General features: G+C 42.6%; 14 protein-coding genes. 6 read left to right on the top strand and 8 right to left on the bottom strand.

Annotated elements, in window-relative coordinates:
* Positions 1–34 precede the first annotated feature (34 nt).
* Entirely contained in the window at positions 35–1,642 is a 1,608-nt protein-coding gene (locus MLE17_RS16605) for a CTP synthase (RefSeq protein WP_243349847.1), read from the top strand.
* Between the two features lie 70 nt (positions 1,643–1,712).
* Positions 1,713–3,599, top strand: coding sequence for a membrane protein insertase YidC (yidC, locus tag MLE17_RS16600; protein WP_243349846.1), 1,887 nt, complete (start codon positions 1,713–1,715; stop codon positions 3,597–3,599).
* A gap of 363 nt (positions 3,600–3,962) precedes the next feature.
* Here the strand turns inward: yidC and recQ are convergent, their stop codons facing one another.
* From recQ to tig, 4 genes are all read right to left on the bottom strand, one after another.
* Entirely contained in the window at positions 3,963–6,146 is a 2,184-nt protein-coding gene (gene recQ, locus MLE17_RS16595) for a DNA helicase RecQ (protein ID WP_243349845.1), read from the bottom strand.
* A gap of 109 nt (positions 6,147–6,255) precedes the next feature.
* Positions 6,256–7,497, bottom strand: coding sequence for an ATP-dependent Clp protease ATP-binding subunit ClpX (gene clpX / locus MLE17_RS16590; RefSeq protein WP_243349844.1), 1,242 nt, complete (start codon positions 7,495–7,497; stop codon positions 6,256–6,258).
* A 4-nt stretch (positions 7,498–7,501) separates the two neighbouring features.
* Positions 7,502–8,170 carry an ATP-dependent Clp endopeptidase proteolytic subunit ClpP gene (gene clpP / locus MLE17_RS16585; RefSeq protein WP_243349843.1) on the bottom strand — a complete coding sequence of 223 codons (669 nt, stop codon included), beginning with the start codon at positions 8,168–8,170 and terminating at the stop codon, positions 7,502–7,504.
* A gap of 244 nt (positions 8,171–8,414) precedes the next feature.
* Positions 8,415–9,779, bottom strand: coding sequence for a trigger factor (gene tig / locus MLE17_RS16580; RefSeq protein WP_243349842.1), 1,365 nt, complete (start codon positions 9,777–9,779; stop codon positions 8,415–8,417).
* A gap of 308 nt (positions 9,780–10,087) precedes the next feature.
* Here tig and MLE17_RS16575 point away from each other — a divergent pair, with 308 nt between their 5' ends.
* Positions 10,088–10,333, top strand: a complete 246-nt coding sequence (locus MLE17_RS16575) for an RNA recognition motif domain-containing protein (protein WP_243349841.1) — start codon at positions 10,088–10,090, stop codon at positions 10,331–10,333.
* Positions 10,334–10,540: 207 nt separating this feature from the next.
* The gene (locus tag MLE17_RS16570) at positions 10,541–11,113 is read left to right on the top strand and encodes a helix-turn-helix domain-containing protein (RefSeq protein WP_243349840.1); all 573 of its coding nucleotides are present in this window, start codon (positions 10,541–10,543) and stop codon (positions 11,111–11,113) included.
* 96 nt (positions 11,114–11,209) lie between these two features.
* Here the strand turns inward: MLE17_RS16570 and MLE17_RS16565 are convergent, their stop codons facing one another.
* The 3 genes from MLE17_RS16565 to MLE17_RS16555 form a co-directional block, all read right to left on the bottom strand.
* Positions 11,210–11,614, bottom strand: coding sequence for a diacylglycerol kinase family protein (locus MLE17_RS16565; RefSeq protein ID WP_243349839.1), 405 nt, complete (start codon positions 11,612–11,614; stop codon positions 11,210–11,212).
* Positions 11,615–11,726: 112 nt separating this feature from the next.
* Complete coding sequence (locus tag MLE17_RS16560) at positions 11,727–12,272, bottom strand: FKBP-type peptidyl-prolyl cis-trans isomerase (RefSeq protein ID WP_243349838.1); 546 nt, start codon at positions 12,270–12,272, stop codon at positions 11,727–11,729.
* A 63-nt stretch (positions 12,273–12,335) separates the two neighbouring features.
* Positions 12,336–13,883 (bottom strand): glycine--tRNA ligase, encoded by a 1,548-nt coding sequence (locus MLE17_RS16555; protein WP_243349837.1) that lies wholly within the window; start codon positions 13,881–13,883, stop codon positions 12,336–12,338.
* A gap of 703 nt (positions 13,884–14,586) precedes the next feature.
* On the opposite strand from MLE17_RS16555, the gene dnaE reads away from it, so the two are divergent.
* On the top strand, positions 14,587–18,225 hold the full coding sequence (gene dnaE, locus MLE17_RS16550) for a DNA polymerase III subunit alpha (RefSeq protein WP_243349836.1): 3,639 nt from the start codon (positions 14,587–14,589) through the stop codon (positions 18,223–18,225).
* 80 nt (positions 18,226–18,305) lie between these two features.
* Positions 18,306–18,620 carry a thioredoxin gene (gene trxA, locus MLE17_RS16545; protein WP_243349835.1) on the top strand — a complete coding sequence of 105 codons (315 nt, stop codon included), beginning with the start codon at positions 18,306–18,308 and terminating at the stop codon, positions 18,618–18,620.
* Between the two features lie 88 nt (positions 18,621–18,708).
* Here the strand turns inward: trxA and MLE17_RS16540 are convergent, their stop codons facing one another.
* A complete protein-coding gene (locus MLE17_RS16540) occupies positions 18,709–18,987 on the bottom strand; it encodes a hypothetical protein (protein ID WP_243349834.1) in 279 nt (92 codons plus the stop codon).
* Positions 18,988–18,989 lie beyond the last annotated feature (2 nt).

Below are 18,989 nucleotides of genomic sequence, written 5' to 3'. Positions count from 1 at the left end.
CAGATTGTTTTTAAACCCCTAATTATTAAATATTGTGAGCGAAACTAAGTACATTTTCGTTACAGGCGGAGTTACCTCTTCTTTGGGAAAAGGCATTATTTCTGCTTCATTGGCAAAGCTTTTGCAAGCTCGCGGCTACAAAGTCACCATTCAGAAATTTGACCCTTACATCAACATTGATCCGGGAACCCTGAATCCTTATGAACATGGCGAATGCTATGTTACTGTTGATGGTCACGAAGCTGACCTTGACCTGGGCCACTACGAACGTTTCATCAATACCGAAACTACCCGCGCTAACAATATTACTACCGGACGCATCTACCAAAGCGTAATCGACAAGGAGCGTCGCGGTGACTATCTGGGAAAAACTGTTCAGGTTGTGCCTCACATTACAGATGAAATCAAACGTAGTGTAAAACAGCTGGGAACAAAATATAAATTCGACTTCGTAATCACCGAAATCGGTGGTGTGGTTGGCGATATCGAATCTCTTCCTTTCGTGGAAAGCGTACGTCAGTTGCGCTGGGAGCTGGGCAAAAACTGCCTTTGTATCCACCTGACTTACGTTCCATACATCGCAGCTGCTAAAGAGCTCAAAACCAAACCGACTCAGCACTCAGTAAAACAGCTTCAGGAGTTGGGTATCCAGCCGGACATCCTCGTGTTGCGTACCGAGCATGAGTTGAGCCAGGATATTCGTCGCAAAGTGGCCCTTTTCTGTAATGTGGAGCCTAATGCCGTAATCCAGTCAATCGACATGCCTTCCATTTACGAAGTACCGTTGAAAATGCAGGAGCAGGGACTTGATGTAGTTGCCTTGAAGAAAATGGGAATGCCTGTGGGTGAAGCGCCTGACCTTGGACCATGGAAACAGTTCCTTACCCGCATGAAATCAGCAACCGAAGTGGTAAAAATCGGATTGGTGGGAAAATATGTGGAGTTGCAGGATGCCTACAAATCTATCAACGAATCACTTCTTCAGGCTGCAACCTATAACGATTACAAGCTCAAGCTTATCTCCATTCACTCTGAAAAGCTCAACGATGCAAATGCGGAAGAGCAGTTGAAAGACCTGGATGGTATCCTTATCGCTCCTGGATTTGGTCAGCGGGGCATCGAAGGTAAATTCTCCGCCATCAAATATGCCCGTGAAAACAATGTTCCGACATTGGGTATATGCCTGGGTATGCAGTGTATGGTAATTGAATTTGCGCGTAACGTACTTGGATTTGAAGATGCCAATTCAACCGAAATGGATACCAAAACTCCATACAACGTAATTGACCTGATGGAAGAACAAAAGGGTATTACCAATATGGGTGGTACTATGCGTTTGGGTTCTTACGATTGTGAATTTGAGAAAGACTCCACTCCGGCAAAAGCTTACGGAAGCACGACTATTCAGGAGCGTCACCGTCACCGTTTCGAATTCAACAGCAAATACAAAACGGATTTCGAAAATGCAGGTATGAGCTGTGTAGGCCATAATCCTGAAACCGGACTTGTTGAAGTGGTTGAGATTCCTTCTCTGAAATGGTTTGTCGGCGTACAATACCACCCGGAATACAATAGTACGGTATTGCGTCCTAACCCTCTTTTTATTGATTTCGTCAAAGCGGCTATTAATAACAAAAAATAAACAGGTTAATGTCCTAAGCAAAAGGGGAATTCGTTCCCCTTTTCTTCATTAAGTCAAACAGAAAAAACAGATGGATAGAAATACGGTTCTCGGATTTGTATTGATTGGTGCGATTCTTTTTGCGTACAGCTGGTTTAATAAACCGTCGGACGCACAGTTGAAATTGCAGCAGAAATATAACGATTCTATTGCGTTGGTTGAAAAACAGCGCCAGATTGCAGAAAAACAGGCTAAACAAGCTCCTGCTGAGCAGATTCAGTTGTCAGATTCAGCCAAGGCCGCAAAATTTGGCTCATTCGCTGCTGCTGCAACAGGTACAGAAAAGATTGAAACTCTTCAGAATGACCTGATGGAGGTGAAAATCAGCAACAAAGGGGGACGTATCTATTCGGTCAGACTGAAAAAGTACAAAACCTTTGACAAGAAGCCATTGTATCTTTTCAACGGTAACGAAAGCTCCTTCAATTTGACTTTGCATGCAGTCAATAACCAGTTGATTAATACCGGTGACTTGTATTTTACTCCGATGTTGAAAGATAGCACCATTACGATGCGTCTGAATGCAGGTGGAAACAGCAGTCTGGATTTCGTATATACCATTCGTCCGAAAAACTACATGATGAAATTTGATATTGTTTCATCGGGAATGGATTCTCTGCTAGCTTCTAATGTAAATACAATGCAACTGAAATGGAGCCAGAGACTGCGTCAACAGGAGAAAGGGGAGAAGAATGAAAATAAGTATGCAAACCTTTATTACAAATACACTACTGATGAGGTTGACTATCTGAGCGATTCGAAAGATGACCAAAAAGAACTGCCCAACAAGGTGAAATGGATTGCCTATAAAGATCAGTTTTTCTCCAGTGTATTGATAGCCCAGAATCCTATCAGCTCGGTAAATATTGCTTCAAGAGTCTTGAAAAATGAGCCGGGTTATATCAAGCAATACGATACAGATGCATTAATTGAATTCAATGCTAAAAACAATAAGCCAATTTCATTCAGTTACTACTTTGGTCCGAACCACTATCCGACACTGAAAAATCTGGATAAGGGCGTTAAAAATGACGAGGATAAACTGAGACTTGACAAACTGGTTCCGCTGGGCGCAAAACTGTTCCGTTGGATTAACCAGTGGATTGTGATTCCATTGTTTAACTTCTTTGAGAAATACATCAGCAACTACGGTTTGATTATTCTTTTGCTGACGTTGGTTATTAAGACCGTGTTGTTTCCGCTGACTTTCAAATCCTATATATCTTCGGCTAAAATGCGCGTTCTTCGTCCTCAGGTAGAAGAGTTAAATGAGAAATATCCGGGACAGGATAAAGCGATGGACAAACAACGTGCAACTATGGATTTGTACAAAAAGGTCGGAGTAAATCCGATGAGCGGATGTTTGCCTATGTTGTTGCAAATGCCTATCCTGATTGCGATGTACATGTTCTTCCCGTCATCCATTGAGCTTCGTCAGCAAAGTTTCTTGTGGGCAACTGACCTGTCAACCTATGATTCAATCTTCAGCTGGTCCACCCAGATTCCTGTTCTGAGTCAGTTTTATGGAAACCACATCAGCTTGTTCTGTCTGCTGATGACCGCGACCAACATCGTTTACACAAAATTTAATATGGAAGCAACCAATACAGGTCAGGCACAAATGCCGGGTATGAAGACCATGATGTACCTGATGCCGGTGATGTTCCTTTTTGTGCTGAATCAGTTTGCTTCAGGCTTGAGCTATTACTACTTTATTTCAACATTGATTACGATCTTGCAGACATTGGCGTTCCGCAAATTTATCAATGAGGAAAAACTGTTGGCTAAGCTTCATGCAAATGCTGCTAAAAAGCCGGCTAAAAAGAAATCAAGCTTTATGGCTCGCATAGAAGAAGCGCAAAGACGTCAGCAGGAAATTGTGCGCGAACAACAAAAACAACGCCAGAAACGTAAATAAATACTGTCTCAGCGTAAGATAAAACGGGGCTTCTTCTTTCTTAGAGGAAGCCCCGTTTTATTTGAAGTAAATCTTCAGTGTATCTCTTCGCTTCATATTTGACTAAAAAACGGAATTCCGGATATTCGCCAGGCCTTTCGGCGATACAACTCATGAGATATACTTTGCCAATTGTCTTCCCGATAAGAGGCAAAGTTCCGTGGTATTTGTATAGACCAGAATTCCTGGAAAGAAAGCAAAGGTGCTAAGCCTCGTAATATTTTAAGAGAAAGGACAGCTAGTTTGGGATTGTCCCGATATTTATTACAATAAAATGCCCGGCATTCGTGGAATACCGGGCATTCAGATATGCTCTTTTATCTGTTAGTTCCCCATTTCAGATAAGAACTTTATACGGACCAGACGAATCTCTTCTTCCGAGTAATCGGTGCCTAATTCAGAGATAGCTTCGCTCAGGTCGTCAGTTTCTGCTTCTTTGAAATATTCGAAGATATCATCAATGTGGTCATCATCCATAACTTCGTCGAGGAAGTAGTCGATGTTGATTTTAGTACCGGAATATACAATAGCCTCTACCTCGTTGAGCAAATCACCAAAATCAAGACCTTTAGCTTCAGCGATATCATCCAATGCAATTTTACGGTCGATACTCTGGATGATTGACACTTTAAGTTTCGATTTGTTGGCAACTGTGCGTACGCGAAGGTCTTCCGGGCGCACGATTTCATTGTCCTGAACGTGTCTTTTTATCAATTTCAAGAAGTCGTCACCGTAACGTTTAGCTTTACCAGCTCCAACTCCGGGGATATTTTGCAGCTCCTCGATGGTTACCGGGTAGGTTGTCGCCATAGCTTCAAGTGAAGGATCCTGGAAGATAACATACGGAGGTAGCTCCAGTTTTTTTGCCATCTTCTTTCTCAGATCTTTCAACATGCCGAAGAGTTCAGGGTCAGCAGCGCCTGAACCTCCGCCTTTAGCCGGAGTGGTATCTTCTTCCTCTTCCTCGAAGTCGTTATCAGTTGCAATTTTAAATGATACGGGTTTGTCCAGGAATTTCTTGCCTGCGGGCGTTACTTTAAGTAAGCCGTAGTTTTCGATATCCTTGTCCAGATATCCCGCTATCAATGCCTGACGAATAACCGTTTGCCAGGTTTTTTCGTCTTCATCGGTTCCACAACCGAATACTTCCAGTTCGTCGTGTTTGTAAGATTGAATTTCTGAAGTCTCTTTTCCAATAATAACATCAACTACATGGTCAGCCTTGAATTTCTCTTTCAGGGCGATGACCGTTTCAATCACAGTACTTAGTAATTCTTTCGCTTCCACCTGTTTTTTAGGGTTTAAACAATTATCGCAATTTCCACAATTTTCTTCATTGTATCCTTCTCCAAAATAGTGTAACAAAGATTTTCGGCGACATATCGATGATTCTGCATAGGCAGCCGTTTCCATAAGCAGTTGTTTCCCTATTTCCTGCTCTGCCACGGGTTTTCCCTGCATGAATTTTTCCAGCTTTTGCAGGTCTTTGTGGGAGTAGAAGGCTATGCATTGACCTTCTCCGCCATCACGACCGCCCCGACCTGTCTCCTGATAATAGCCTTCCAGGCTTTTGGGAATATCGTAATGGATTACATATCGTACGTCCGGTTTGTCGATGCCCATTCCGAATGCAATCGTAGCCACAATTACCTGGACTTTTTCCATCAGGAAAGAATCCTGATTTCCTGAGCGTTGAGCCGAATCCATTCCGGCATGGTAGGCCAAAGCCTTGATGCCGTTTGCAAGAAGGATCTCAGTCAGTTCCTCCACCTTCTTCCGGCTCAGACAATAGATAATCCCTGATTTTCCCTTATGTTGCCTGATATACTTGATAATCTCCTTATCAATATTTTCGTCTTTCGGCCGAACTTCATAATAAAGATTTTTTCTGTTGAATGACGATTTGAACACCTTCGCATCCATCATTCCCAGGTTTTTCTGGATATCATGTTGCACTTTCGGCGTGGCAGTGGCGGTAAGAGCCACTAACGGACGTGGTCCTATTTCGTTGATGATAGGACGAATGCGTCGATATTCCGGTCGAAAATCATGTCCCCATTCGGAGATACAATGTGCTTCATCCACAGCATAAAAAGAGATTTTCACCTGTTTCAGAAACTCAATATTTTCTTCTTTGGTTAAAGATTCGGGAGCTACATAGAGTAGTTTGGTCTTTCCCGACATTATATCTTCTTTTACCTGGTCAATAGCAGACTTATTCAGCGATGAATTCAGGAAATGGGCGATACCATCTTCCTCACTGAAGTTTCGCATAGCGTCCACCTGATTTTTCATCAGGGCAATCAACGGAGAAACAACAATCGCCGTTCCCTCCAACAGTAATGAAGGTAATTGGTAACAAAGCGATTTTCCTCCACCGGTAGGCATCAATACAAAAGCATCTCTACCTGCCATTACTTCGGTAATTACACCTTCCTGATTCCCCTTGAAGGTGTCGAATCCGAAGTGCTTTTTTAGCTCTTCAGCTAAGTTAATCTGACCTGCCATGTTTTTCAGTGATTAAAATTCAGCAACTGATGCTGCAATAACAAAGTTATACAGAAGAATATGACTTCTACAAATAAAAGGGTGTTTTTTTTCTGCTAAATCAACCAAATTATTCTGCTACCTGATAACGGCTCAGGTTTGATTTTTCAAGTTTGTTTTTAGCGTATTCCAGTGAGATGACCAGTTCTTTAACAGAGGATGACGGGATGTCGAACATCGCATCAGTCATGATGGATTCAGTAATAGAACGCAATCCGCGAGCCCCCAGTTTAAACTCAATAGCTCTGTCTACAATATAATCCAGGGCTTCGTCGCTGAATGTCAGTTTCACATCATCCATATCAAACAATTTTACATATTGCTTGATAATCGAGTTTTTAGGCTCGGTCAGAATGCGTCGCAAGGCATCGCGATCCAGCTGGTTCAGGTAAGTCAGGATAGGCAGACGGCCAATGATTTCAGGGATAAGACCGAATGATTTCAAATCCTGAGGAGCAACGTATTGCATCAGGTTGTTCCGGTCAATAGATGCTGTTTCTTTCGCAGCCGCATAGCCCACCACACGGGTGTTTAGTCGCATCGCAATCTTCTTTTCGATACCGTCAAATGCTCCTCCGCAAATAAAGAGGATATTCTTGGTATCTACCTGGATAAACTTCTGCTCCGGGTGCTTACGACCTCCCTGGGGCGGAACATTTACTACCGAACCTTCCAGAAGTTTGAGCAATCCCTGTTGAACACCTTCTCCACTAACATCGCGGGTAATAGATGGATTGTCGCCTTTACGTGCAATTTTGTCAATTTCGTCGATAAATACAATGCCACGCTGTGCTGCATCAACGTCATAGTCAGCCACCTGCAGTAAACGGGTAAGCAGGCTTTCAATGTCTTCGCCGACATATCCGGCTTCTGTTAATACCGTTGCATCAACAATGGTAAACGGAACATGCAAAAGTTTTGCAATAGTACGAGCTAAAAGGGTTTTTCCTGTCCCGGTAGGACCTACCATGATGATATTTGATTTCTCAATCTCGATATCATCTTCCTGTTTTTTCTGCAAAATACGTTTGTAGTGGTTGTAAACAGACACTGACAAATAACGCTTTGCATCGTCCTGACCAATCACATACTGATCTAGGAATTCTTTAATCTCAACGGGTTTAGGGAGTTGTTTGCCGGTTAGAGCAAAAGAGTTGCCGGTTTTAGATGATTGTAGAGTTTCAGCTACAATCATGTGCGCCTGTTCAGCACACTGATCGCAGATATGTCCTGACATACCTGCGATCAACATACCCACCTCTTTCGAACTTCTACCGCAGAAACTACATTTGTCTGATGATTTTCCTGCCATATAATTATTTAGTTCTGAGCAATACGCTGTCAATCATGCCGTACTCTTGTGCTTCAGCAGCAGTCATCCAGTAGTCGCGGTCTGAGTCTTTTTCGATTTTCTCAAATGGATTACCTGAATGGTCGGCAATGATTGTATAAAGTTCTTTTTTAAGTTTCTGGATTTCACGGGCCGTAATCTCAATATCCGAAGCCTGACCCTGTGCTCCACCCATCGGTTGGTGGATCATAATACGTGAGTGTTTCAGTGCGAAACGTTTTCCTTTTGCACCTGCCACCATCAAAACGGCAGCCATAGAAGCGGCCATTCCTGTACAGATGGTAGATACATCGCTGCTGATATATTGCATGGTGTCATAAATTCCCAATCCTGCATATACAGAGCCGCCCGGAGAATTCAGATAGAGCGAAATGTCTTTGCCCGGATCTGAAGAATCCAGATATAACAATTGAGCCTGGATAACATTGGCAGAATAGTCGTCCACCTGTGTTCCCATAAAGATGATGCGGTCCATCATCAAACGGGAGAAAACGTCCATTTGAGCCACATTCAACTGGCGTTCTTCGATAATGGTCGGAGAGATATAGCTGCTGACAATATCGGTATATTTATCCAAAGCCAAGCCATTCATTCCCAGATGCTTGGTGGCGTATTTTCTGAAATCGCTGTGCATAATCTTTTGTATTATGGTTATGTTGTTGAATTAATTCCAAAATATGTTGTGCAGCAGAATTTTTGCACTCTACATAGTAACAAAGGTATAAATAAAATCAGAAAACAAAGAATGCAACCTCTCATGTTTCGGTAAAAATATTTAATACCAATGTAATTGGCTGCTTTGCATTTACAAGAAAAAGAAACGCCCCGGTAATCTTGCGTTACCGGGGCGTTCAATTATAAAGTTTTAATCTTGAGGATTAGTTTTGACCTTCAAACAATTTGTAGAACTCTTCCTGGCTAACTACTTTTTCATTCAGGGTAACCAGTTCTTTTGCTGAATCGCGGATTTTATCTTCGATAGCACGCTCGATCAGGCCGTGACGTGATTTTTCGTCTTTGATCATGCCTTTAGAATAGTTTTCAAGGATATCAGCAGGAACATCCATCATTCCGTAGCCGGCGAACTGAGCGCGGGTTGCAGCTTTTGCAACTTCAAGCAGGTCAGCTTCTTCAACTTTAACAGAGAAATCTTTCGCCAGTTTCTCTTTGATCAGGTGCCAGGTCAGTTCTTTTACCGTTTCAGGATATTCAGCTTCGATTGATTCTGCAGTCTTGTTTTCGTTGTTACGTTGCAGGAAGCGTTTCAGGAATGCCTCAGGGAAATTCAGTTCACCAGCTTTAGCTTCAAGTACCGGACGAAGATCCAAAAGGAATTTATAGTCGCTTTCAGGTTTAACCTGAGCGGCAAGCATCTCTTTGATTTTAGCGTTGAATTCTTCAACTGAAGTTACATTGTCTTTACCGAAGATTTGGTCAAACAGTTCCTGATCCAGAGCAGCCGGTACGTGGCGGGTGATCTCTTCGATTGTAAATTTGAAGTTAGAAGTGATCTCTTTTGCCGCTTCTTTTTCAACTTTCAGGATGTGAGCCATTTCGAATTCGTTTCCTGCGCATGCTGCGTTAGGATTGAAAACAACTGAAGAGTTGAGTTTTGCGCCTTCGAATTTTACTTTTTCATCTTCGCTTTTGAAGTAGAAAGGAATCATAACTGAAGCTTCAGCCTGGATCCCGCCATCTTTTTCGTTTCCGGCTTCGTCCAGTTCTACCAGTTTGCCTTTTAGCATATCTTTGCCTTCAGCTACTTCAACCTGCTCGTATTTGCCAGAACGTTCAGCAAATGCGTCAGCCTGTTTTTGTACCATTTCGTTAGTGATTTCGATTTGGTAGTAGTCAACTTTGTCATCTTTTGACAAAGAGATATTTACTTCAGGAGCCATGCCGAGGTCAAACAGGAATTCAAAATCTTCCTGAGTGTCGAAATCAATCGGCTGTTGTTCTGTTTCGTTTGGAAGGGGCTCGCCCAGAATGTTGACGTTGTTTTCACGGATATATCCGAATAATCCTTCACCTACCAATTTGTTGATTTCTTCGGCCAGTAAAGATTTTCCAAACATTTTTTTGATCATTCCAGCCGGAGCCATGCCTTTGCGGAAGCCGGGAATATTAGCTTTTTGACGATAGTTACGTAATGCTTTTTCTACTCTTTCCTGATAGTCTGCTTTTTCAACTTTTACAGCGATAGTTGCGTTTGCACTATCGATTTTGTTCAGTGTAACGTTCATTCTGACGTATTTTTAATAATGTGAATATGCTTAATTGGGCTGCAAAATTAGTGCTATTCTTTTTATTATCAAACTGCTCGCTGTTTTTTATCGAAAAATAATAGACTATACACATATTTTTTAGAGGTTAGTTGTTGGAAATCGGAAAAATATGCTTTTCTTTGCGGTGAATAGATTGTCTTTACCGGATTTTCAGCTCTTTGATCAATCACCTGTTCATGAAACCGGCATCAAGTCTCTGATTTGTAAGTCATGTAAAACATTTCTCTTCCCTATAAATTACACTCTTATTTTTTAATTATTAATTTATGAACATTTACATTGGAAACCTGAACTACCGTGTTCAGGAGGGAGACTTGAAACAAGTACTGGAAGAATACGGATCAGTTGAGTCCGTTAAAGTAATCAAAGACCGTGAAACTGGTCGTTCTAAAGGCTTTGCTTTTGCTGAAATGTCAAACGACAACGAAGGCAAAACTGCTATCGAACAATTAAACGGAGCTGAATTTGCAGGCCGTACCATGGTAGTTAAAGAAGCACGTCCAAGAGAATAGCCTTATTCTCAAACATACGATATATGAAAGGCTCCTGTCCGTTTATGGATAGGAGCCTTTTGCATATAATAGACTGTGTTATAGAACATGATGGGTTTTTGTGAATAGGCGTAGTTTTAACTTTCCGGATTAGGAAATATCGTTATTTTTGCGGTGAGACTGACTTCATTTTGTTGATCGGTTAATTATTAACCAACCTAAATCATCATGGAAAACCAAATTTATACCGGAGTAAAAATTAAAAGCATCCGAGAGGAAAGGGGCATATCCCTGTCTTTCCTGTCTGAAAAGTCAGGTGTGGATGCTGACGTGTTGAGCGCTATTGAAAGTAGTAAGGGGTTGTCTTTTGTAGAACCGTTGGTTAAAATCGCACGTGCATTGGGGGTTCGACTGGGAACATTCCTTGAAGAACAGGCACAAAACGGGCCGGTAGTTACTACGCACGAGCAGGTAAAGCTGGGGCTGAGTATGGGGTCAACAACATCCAAACGTAAAGATATGCACTATTGCTCTTTGACGCAGTCAAAAGCCGGTAGATGTATGGAGTCGTTTGAAATTGTGTTCGAACCGAGTGCTGATTCTGATTTTGTGCTTTCCTCCCATGAAGGGGAAGAGTTCCTTTATGTTCTGGAGGGGGCTGTGGAGATAAACTATGGCGACGATAGCTATACGCTGAAAACAGGGGATAGTATATATTACGACTCTATCGTGGCTCACCATGTTAGATGCGCAAATGATAACAAAGCGAAAATACTGGCAGTTATATATACACCAGACTGACAGGTAGGTATGAGAAAAGAAAAGGAAGCGACTTCATGCGTTATAGCTTGAGGTCGCTTCCTTTTTTACGTTCGGTGCTAACGGTGGTTTTAGAGATTATACTGTAAATCGCATAAAGGCCAGCCATCCCAATATTTTGGGGATAAAAATAATAGCGCCGGTAATAGCGGCTGATATTGCGGCGATCAATACTGAACCCGCGGCAACGTCTTTTACTTTGCCGATAACCTCGTGGAAGTCGGGTGTAACATGGTCCGCAAGGTATTCTATGGTTGTATTAAATCCTTCAGATAGCAAGACCATGCCAGATACAATGGTTATTGATATCCATTCGGAGGGGCTGATCTCAAAGAATAATCCGAAAATCACGACCAGAGACAGTACCAATAAGTGGATTTGTGCATTTTGCTCATTTTTGCAAAGTAAAATAATGCCGTTTATTGCATATTCAAAGCTTTTGATTCGTTTTCGAATAGAAAACGGTCCTTTTTTGTGTCTCATAACAATATCAAACTGAAAACATTTCAACCTCTTTATTTATAACAATTATATATTGGATTTGGTTATAAATGTGAGGTGTTGTAAAAGAAAAAAGCCGCATTTGCGGCTTTTTTTATTTATCTGTTGATTTTACAATCCGGGTGAGTTTTACGTCGAATATTAAAGTGGAATAAGGATTAATACCTGTAGTCCCGGATTCTCCGTATCCTTTAGTCCAGGGAATGACTATTCTCCATTTGTCACCGACATGCATGCTCATCAACGCTTCAGTCCAACCTTTAATCAGTTTATTGACGCGAAAGCTTGTCGAATCTTCATTATTGTCCCATACTGGATCAGCTCCGGAGTAGGTTTTATCAAATACTGTGCCACCCATAAGCCACCCTTTGTAATGGACAAATACCGAGTCGTTATATAACGGAGTCACGGTTGTTGGATCGCCGGAGTAGATAGATTTATAGTAGATATAACCTCCACCTCTGTCGGTTGGGATGCTTAATTTACTAAATCCAGCAGAGTCCTTATAGCTTTCAAAGAAAGTTTCGTTGGCCGCTTTCCAGGTTGCATACTGCTCTGCTGTAGTCTGGGTGTCCAGGCATGATGTCAGAAACAAAACAACCAATATTAATGGGAGCAATAATAAAGACTTGAGTTTCATGCAAGTTGATGTATTTGTAACATTTCCAAAGTTTTTACGCCTTGGAAATGTTTGTATTTTGGATTACTCAGTGATTTTTTTGAAGAAGTTCTTCATGCTCACCTGCTCGCTTATGATTCCGCGAAGTGCACTGATTGCAACGCGCTCTTGCTGCATAGAATCACGGTGGCGGATGGTTACACAGTTGTCTTCCAGAGTCTGGTGGTCAACGGTAACGCAGAACGGAGTTCCGATTGCATCCTGACGACGGTAACGTTTTCCGATAGAGTCTTTTTCATCGTACTGACAGTTGAAGTCGAACTTCAGGTCATCGATAATCTGACGTGCTTTTTCAGGCAGGCCGTCTTTTTTTACCAATGGCATCACTGCAAGTTTCACCGGAGCCAATGGTGCAGGCAATTTCAATACCACACGGGTATCGCCACCTTCCAGTCTTTCTTCATCGTAAGAAGCGGCCAAAACGCTCAGGAACATACGGTCAACACCGATAGACGTTTCTACAACGTAAGGAACGTATGATTTATTCAGTTCAGGGTCGAAATACTGAATTTTTTTGCCTGAAAATTTTTCGTGGCTACCGAGGTCAAAGTCTGTACGGGAGTGAATACCTTCCACCTCTTTGAATCCAAATGGCATTTCAAACTCGATGTCGGTAGCGGCATTTGCGTAGTGTGCCAGTTTATCGTGGTCGTGGTAACGGTATTTTTTGTCACCCAGCCCGATAGCTTTGTGCCATTTCAGGCGGCGGTCTTTCCAGAATTCAAACCACTGAAGTTCTTCACCCGGACGAACGAAGAATTGCATTTCCATCTGTTCAAACTCACGCATACGGAAGATGAACTGACGGGCAACGATTTCGTTACGGAACGCTTTACCAATCTGAGCGATACCGAAAGGAATCTTCATACGGCCTGTTTTCTGAACGTTCAGGAAGTTTACGAAGATACCCTGAGCAGTTTCAGGACGAAGATAAACTTTCATCGCTCCGTCTGCTGTCGATCCCATTTCAGTTGCAAACATCAGGTTGAACTGACGAACTTCTGTCCAGTTTTTAGTTCCGCTGATCGGGCAAACCACATCGTAATCAATGATGATCTGGCGCAATTCTTCCAGGTTGCCATCGTTTAATGCTTTCGCAAAACGGGTGTGGATTTCAGTTCTTTTTGCCACATTCTCCTGAACACGTGGATTGGTTTGACGGAAAAGATCAGCATCGAAAGATTCGCCGAATTTTTTAGCGGCTTTTTCCACCTCTTTCTCTATTTTATCGTCGATTTTCGCCATCAGGTCTTCAATCAACACGTCGGCACGATAGCGTTTTTTAGAGTCTTTGTTATCGATCAACGGGTCATTGAATGCGTCCACGTGACCCGACGCCTTCCAGATGGTTGGGTGCATGAAAATAGCAGAGTCGATCCCCACTACATTCTCGTTGAGCAGCACCATGCTGTCCCACCAGTATTTTTTGATGTTATTTTTCAGCTCAACACCCATCTGACCGTAGTCATACACAGCGCCAAGACCGTCATAGATTTCACTCGAAGGGAATACGAATCCGTATTCTTTACAATGCGATACAAGTTTCTTAAAAACCTCTTCCTGTTGTGCCATACTTAATAAAAAAGATTACTCATTTTGTGGTTTCAAAAACAGGCAAATCCCTGTTTTTCAAATGCAGGATGCAAAGTAAATGATTTTTTTCGAGTTAAGCTTTTTGCCATTATCACTTTATAACCTTCTAATCCCTGATAAATGAGCATTTAGATTGAAATTAAGGATTTTTAGAATGGCATATTTGTTTCAAAGGAAAAACATCAGACGGGCAAATTCTTCTATTTCAAACAATATTTTCCTTTGGGGTTATGCTATGGTTTAGTATAGGTTCGCTATAGGTTGACTTTAGGATAATATAGTGATAACACAAATATAACATAGAGATAAAATAGTGATAAAATACTCTTTATAAGTACTATGTTATCTCTGTGTTATCTTTATTTCAAGATTGCAAAAGGATAATGAATACCTAAAGTCAACCTATGCAAGACTTATAATAAAAGAAAAGACAACGTGCTGAACATCAGATAATCTTACTAATCGCCTATAGTCGGGTTGTCATCACCGGATGATTGTTCTGGAATTAATAACCGGTCTCTGAATCTGCCCTGAAAAGGCTTTTTGTGCATTCGTGTTTATTTAACTGGCTTGCCGAATTAACTTAAACGCAGGCCCCGAATTAGCTATAATTTGGAAGCTTTATGTCCCGGGTAACATGAGAATATCGTAATTTTGCAAGCTATCAATTTATGCAGATTCTATGCAACCATTTATCCATATACACGTTCACTCCCAGTATTCTATCCTTGACGGACAGGCGTCAATCCCGGCTCTTGTCGATAAGGCTATGGCCAATGGCATGAAAGCCATTGCCCTGACCGACCATGGTAATATGTTTGGGGTGAAGGAGTTTTTCAATTACGTCAGTAAAAAGAACGGAAAATACAACGATGAAATATCCCGGCTGAAAAAGGAATTGGATGCTTTACTCAAAGCAGAAGAAGGGACTCCTGATGAAGCTAAGATTGCAGAGCTTAAAGCTCAGATTGAGGAGAATTCGAAGAAGATATTCAAACCCATATTTGGTTGTGAAGCTTATGTAGCGCGTAATGGTCGTCATGTCAAGAACGGCAAGGAGAACCGAAGCGGAAATCACCTTGTCATTCTGGCTAAAAATAAAACCGGTTACCACAACCTGGTGAAGCTGGTTTCGATGGGGTGGATTGATGGATTTTACGGTCGTCCGCGTATTGATAAGGATTTGCTGGAGCAACACAAAGAGGGCCTTATCATCAGCTCAGCCTGTCTGGGTGGTGAGATTCCCCGATTGATTGCCAACGGAGAACTGGAAGAAGCCGAAAAGTCAATTCTTTGGTTTAAAAATCTTTTCGGGGAGGATTATTACCTCGAAATGCAGCGTCACCAGACCGATAACCCGAATGCTGACCGCGAGACTTTCAAAAAGCAGCAGCAGGTAAATGAGGTGATCATTCAGCTGGCTGAGAAGACCGGTGTAAAACTGATTGCCACGAACGATGTTCACTTTGTAAATGAGGAAGATGCCGAGGCACATGACCACCTCATTTGTCTCAATACCGGTGCCGACCTGAATGATCCGAACCGGATGCGCTACACCAAACAGGAGTGGCTTAAGACTCAGGAGGAGATGAATGTCATCTTTTCCGATATGCCTCATGTATTGGCAAATACGCTGGAGATTGCCGAAAAAGTAGAAGTTTACAGCATCAATAGTAAGCCGATTATGCCTGTGTTTCCTCTTCCGGAAGGCTTTACAGACGACGGTGAATACCTGAAGCATATTACCTACATCGGGGCAAACAAGCGCTATCCTGAAATGACGGAAGATATTAAGGAGCGTATTGACTTTGAGCTTGAGACCATTCTCAACATGGGATTCCCCGGATACTTCCTCATTGTGCAGGACTTTATTGCCGCTGCCCGCAATATGGGGGTTGCCGTTGGTCCGGGACGTGGTTCGGCTGCAGGTTCGGCTGTGGCTTACTGTCTGGGAATTACGGATATTGACCCGATTAAATATGACCTGCTGTTTGAGCGTTTCCTTAATCCGGACCGTATCTCCATGCCCGATATCGATATCGACTTCGATGATGACGGCCGCGGACAGGTCCTTCAATGGGTAACTGAAAAATACGGTAAGGAGAAAGTTGCCCACATCGTAACTTTTGGTACTATGGCAACCAAATCGTCTATCAAAGACGTGGCCCGTGTACAGAAACTGTCATTGCAGGAATCAGACCGGTTAACCAAACTGGTACCGGATAAAATCCCCGACAAAAAAGTCAATCTGCGTAATGCGATTGAATATGTGCCGGAACTCCGTCAGGCGACCGAATCTCCGGATGTGGTGCTTCGCAATACGATGAAGTATGCACAGATGCTGGAAGGTACAGTGCGGAATACCGGAGTACATGCCTGCGGTATCATCATTGCCCGGGATGACCTGACCAACTTTGTGCCGATCAGTACGGCAAAGGATAAAGAGACCAACGAGGAGATGCTCGTGACTCAATACGAGGGCTCGATGATTGAAGACGTCGGTATGTTGAAGATGGACTTCCTTGGGTTGAAGACTCTTTCCATCATCAAGGAGGCTCTTGATAATATCAAACTGACAAACAATATCGATCTCGATATTTCCAAAATATCCCTGGAAGACGAAAAGACCTACGAGCTGTACAGTACCGGTAAGACAACCGGAACATTCCAGTTCGAGTCCGCCGGTATGCAGAAATATCTTCGCGAGCTGCAGCCTTCCAAGTTTGAAGACCTTATTGCGATGAACGCCCTGTACCGTCCGGGCCCGATGGATTATATCCCGTCGTTTATTGCCCGTAAGCACGGTCATGAGCCCATCGAGTACGATATTCCGGTCATGGAGCGTTACCTGAAAGATACCTACGGGATTACCGTCTATCAGGAACAGGTGATGCTTTTGTCTCGTCTGTTGGCCAACTTTACACGCGGTCAGTCAGATGAGTTGCGTAAGGCGATGGGTAAAAAGCTCATCGACAAGATGAATGCCCTGAAAGCAAAATTCCTCGAAGGCGCCAAAGCTAACGGACACGATACCAAGGTCTGTGAAAAGATCTGGGCCGACTGGGAAAAGTTTGCCTCATACGCGTTCAACAAATCGCACGCGACCTGCTATTCCTGGGTGGCATACCAGACCGCTTATCTGAAGGCTAATTATCCTTCGGAATATATGGCAGCGGTACTCAGCCGAAATATCTCGAATATTGCCGATATTACCAAATTCATGGACGAATGTAAGGCCATGAAGATTCAGGTATTGGGGCCGGATGTCAATGAAAGTTGGCACAAATTCTCTGTAAATAAGAAAGGGGATATTCGTTTCGGGCTTGGTGCTATCAAGGGTGTAGGGGAGAATGCCGTGCAATCGATCCTGGAAGAGAGAAGACAAAACGGACCGTTCAAGAGTATCTTCGATTTTGTGGAAAGGGTAAACCTGACGGCCTGTAACCGTAAAAACATCGAGGCGCTGGCATTGGCCGGAGCATTTGATGCTTTCACCGAAATCAAACGGGAACAGTTCTTTGGTGAGAATAACAAGGGCGAAACTTTCATGGAGCTTTTGCTTCGCTACGGGAACAAGTTGCAAACGGATAAATCCATTCAGGCAAACTCTCTTTTCGGTGGAGTAAATGAAGTGGAAATTGCAACCCCCGATATTCCTCAGGCAGAGTCCTGGTCTGACCTTGAACGCCTGAACCGGGAACGGGAGTTGGTCGGAATTTATCTCTCAGCTCATCCGCTCGATGAGTATGCCATTATCCTGAATCACGTTTGTAACACTAAACTGGCGGAACTATCCGACCGGGCGGCATTAGCCGGACGTGACATTACCATGGGGGGATTGGTGACCAATGTGCGTATGGCAACAACGAAAAACGGAAAGCCATTTGGCGTAATGAAAATAGAAGATTATTCCGGTGCCGGAGAGATTGCTTTGTTCGGAAATGATTTTTTGGAGTACAGGAACTATTTTACGGAAAACTTGTTCTTATATATCAAGGGAAAATATATCCCCCGGAGGTACAACGAAAACGAGCTTGATTTTAAGATCGTATCGGTTCAGCTTTTGCCTGATGTGAAAGAGTCTCTGATTGAGAAAATAACCATTCATGTGCCGTTGGAAGAGATTACAAGAGAGTTTATTACCGATATCTCCGCATTACTGAAAGAGGGCCAGGGAAAATGCGAGCTTCACTTTAATGTGATAGATGCCGCAAACCACTATCAGGTGCCGCTTGTTTCCCGGAATGTCAAAACCAACGTTTCCAAAGAGCTGATCAATTTCATTCAGGAAAATGAAAATCTCGCATTTAAAATCAACTGATGTTTGTCCTTTTTGACGGGAAGTTATACCTTTGAGGCGAATTAAAACAACAATTTTTTACACATTCAATATTATATATTATGGCTATTACAATTACAGACGAAAGCTTCCAGGAGCTTCTGCAAGACGGTAAACCTTTAGTGGTTGATTTTTGGGCAGAATGGTGTGGACCTTGCCGTATGGTTGGACCAATCATCGAAGAACTTGCCACCGAATATGAAGGCAAAGTGAATATCGGTAAAATTGATGTGGATGAAAACAGCGAAGTAGCAGCTCAGTTTGGTATCCGTAATATTCCAACCATCCTTTTCTTTAAAGGTGGTCAGCTTGTTGATAAACAGGTAGGAGCGGCACCAAAAGCTACATTTGTATCGAAAATAGAAGGTATTCTTTAATAAGATATTATCTATAACAGAAGAGGAAATTCAGCAACGAATTTCCTCTTTTGCATAAAAGGCGGGATTTCCCGCCTTTTATCGTTTCTTATTTATTCTTCTTAAAGCTTTTAATCGCCGGTTTCCAATATTTGACGGCAACATATCCAACACCCAGTATTAATACCCAGCCGAGACTATCTCCCAGTGGAACCGGGTCGGGATCCGGATTGCAATTGATATCATCAAACGGATTATCGCTTTGAGCACTTCTCATTGCTGTATTTTGAGAGGGCCAGTCATTACTGAATGGTTGGACCGGTACAGCATCCTCAGCATACACTGACAACCCGAGAAACAGCAGTGCTATAATAATATAGGTTTTCATAA

It is taken from the genome of Parabacteroides sp. FAFU027 (genome assembly GCF_022808675.1).
Classification (GTDB): Bacteria; Bacteroidota; Bacteroidia; order Bacteroidales; family UBA7332; genus CAXXIC01.
Note: the sequence above shows the minus strand (reverse complement) of the source record. Positions and strands in the feature narration are given on the sequence as shown.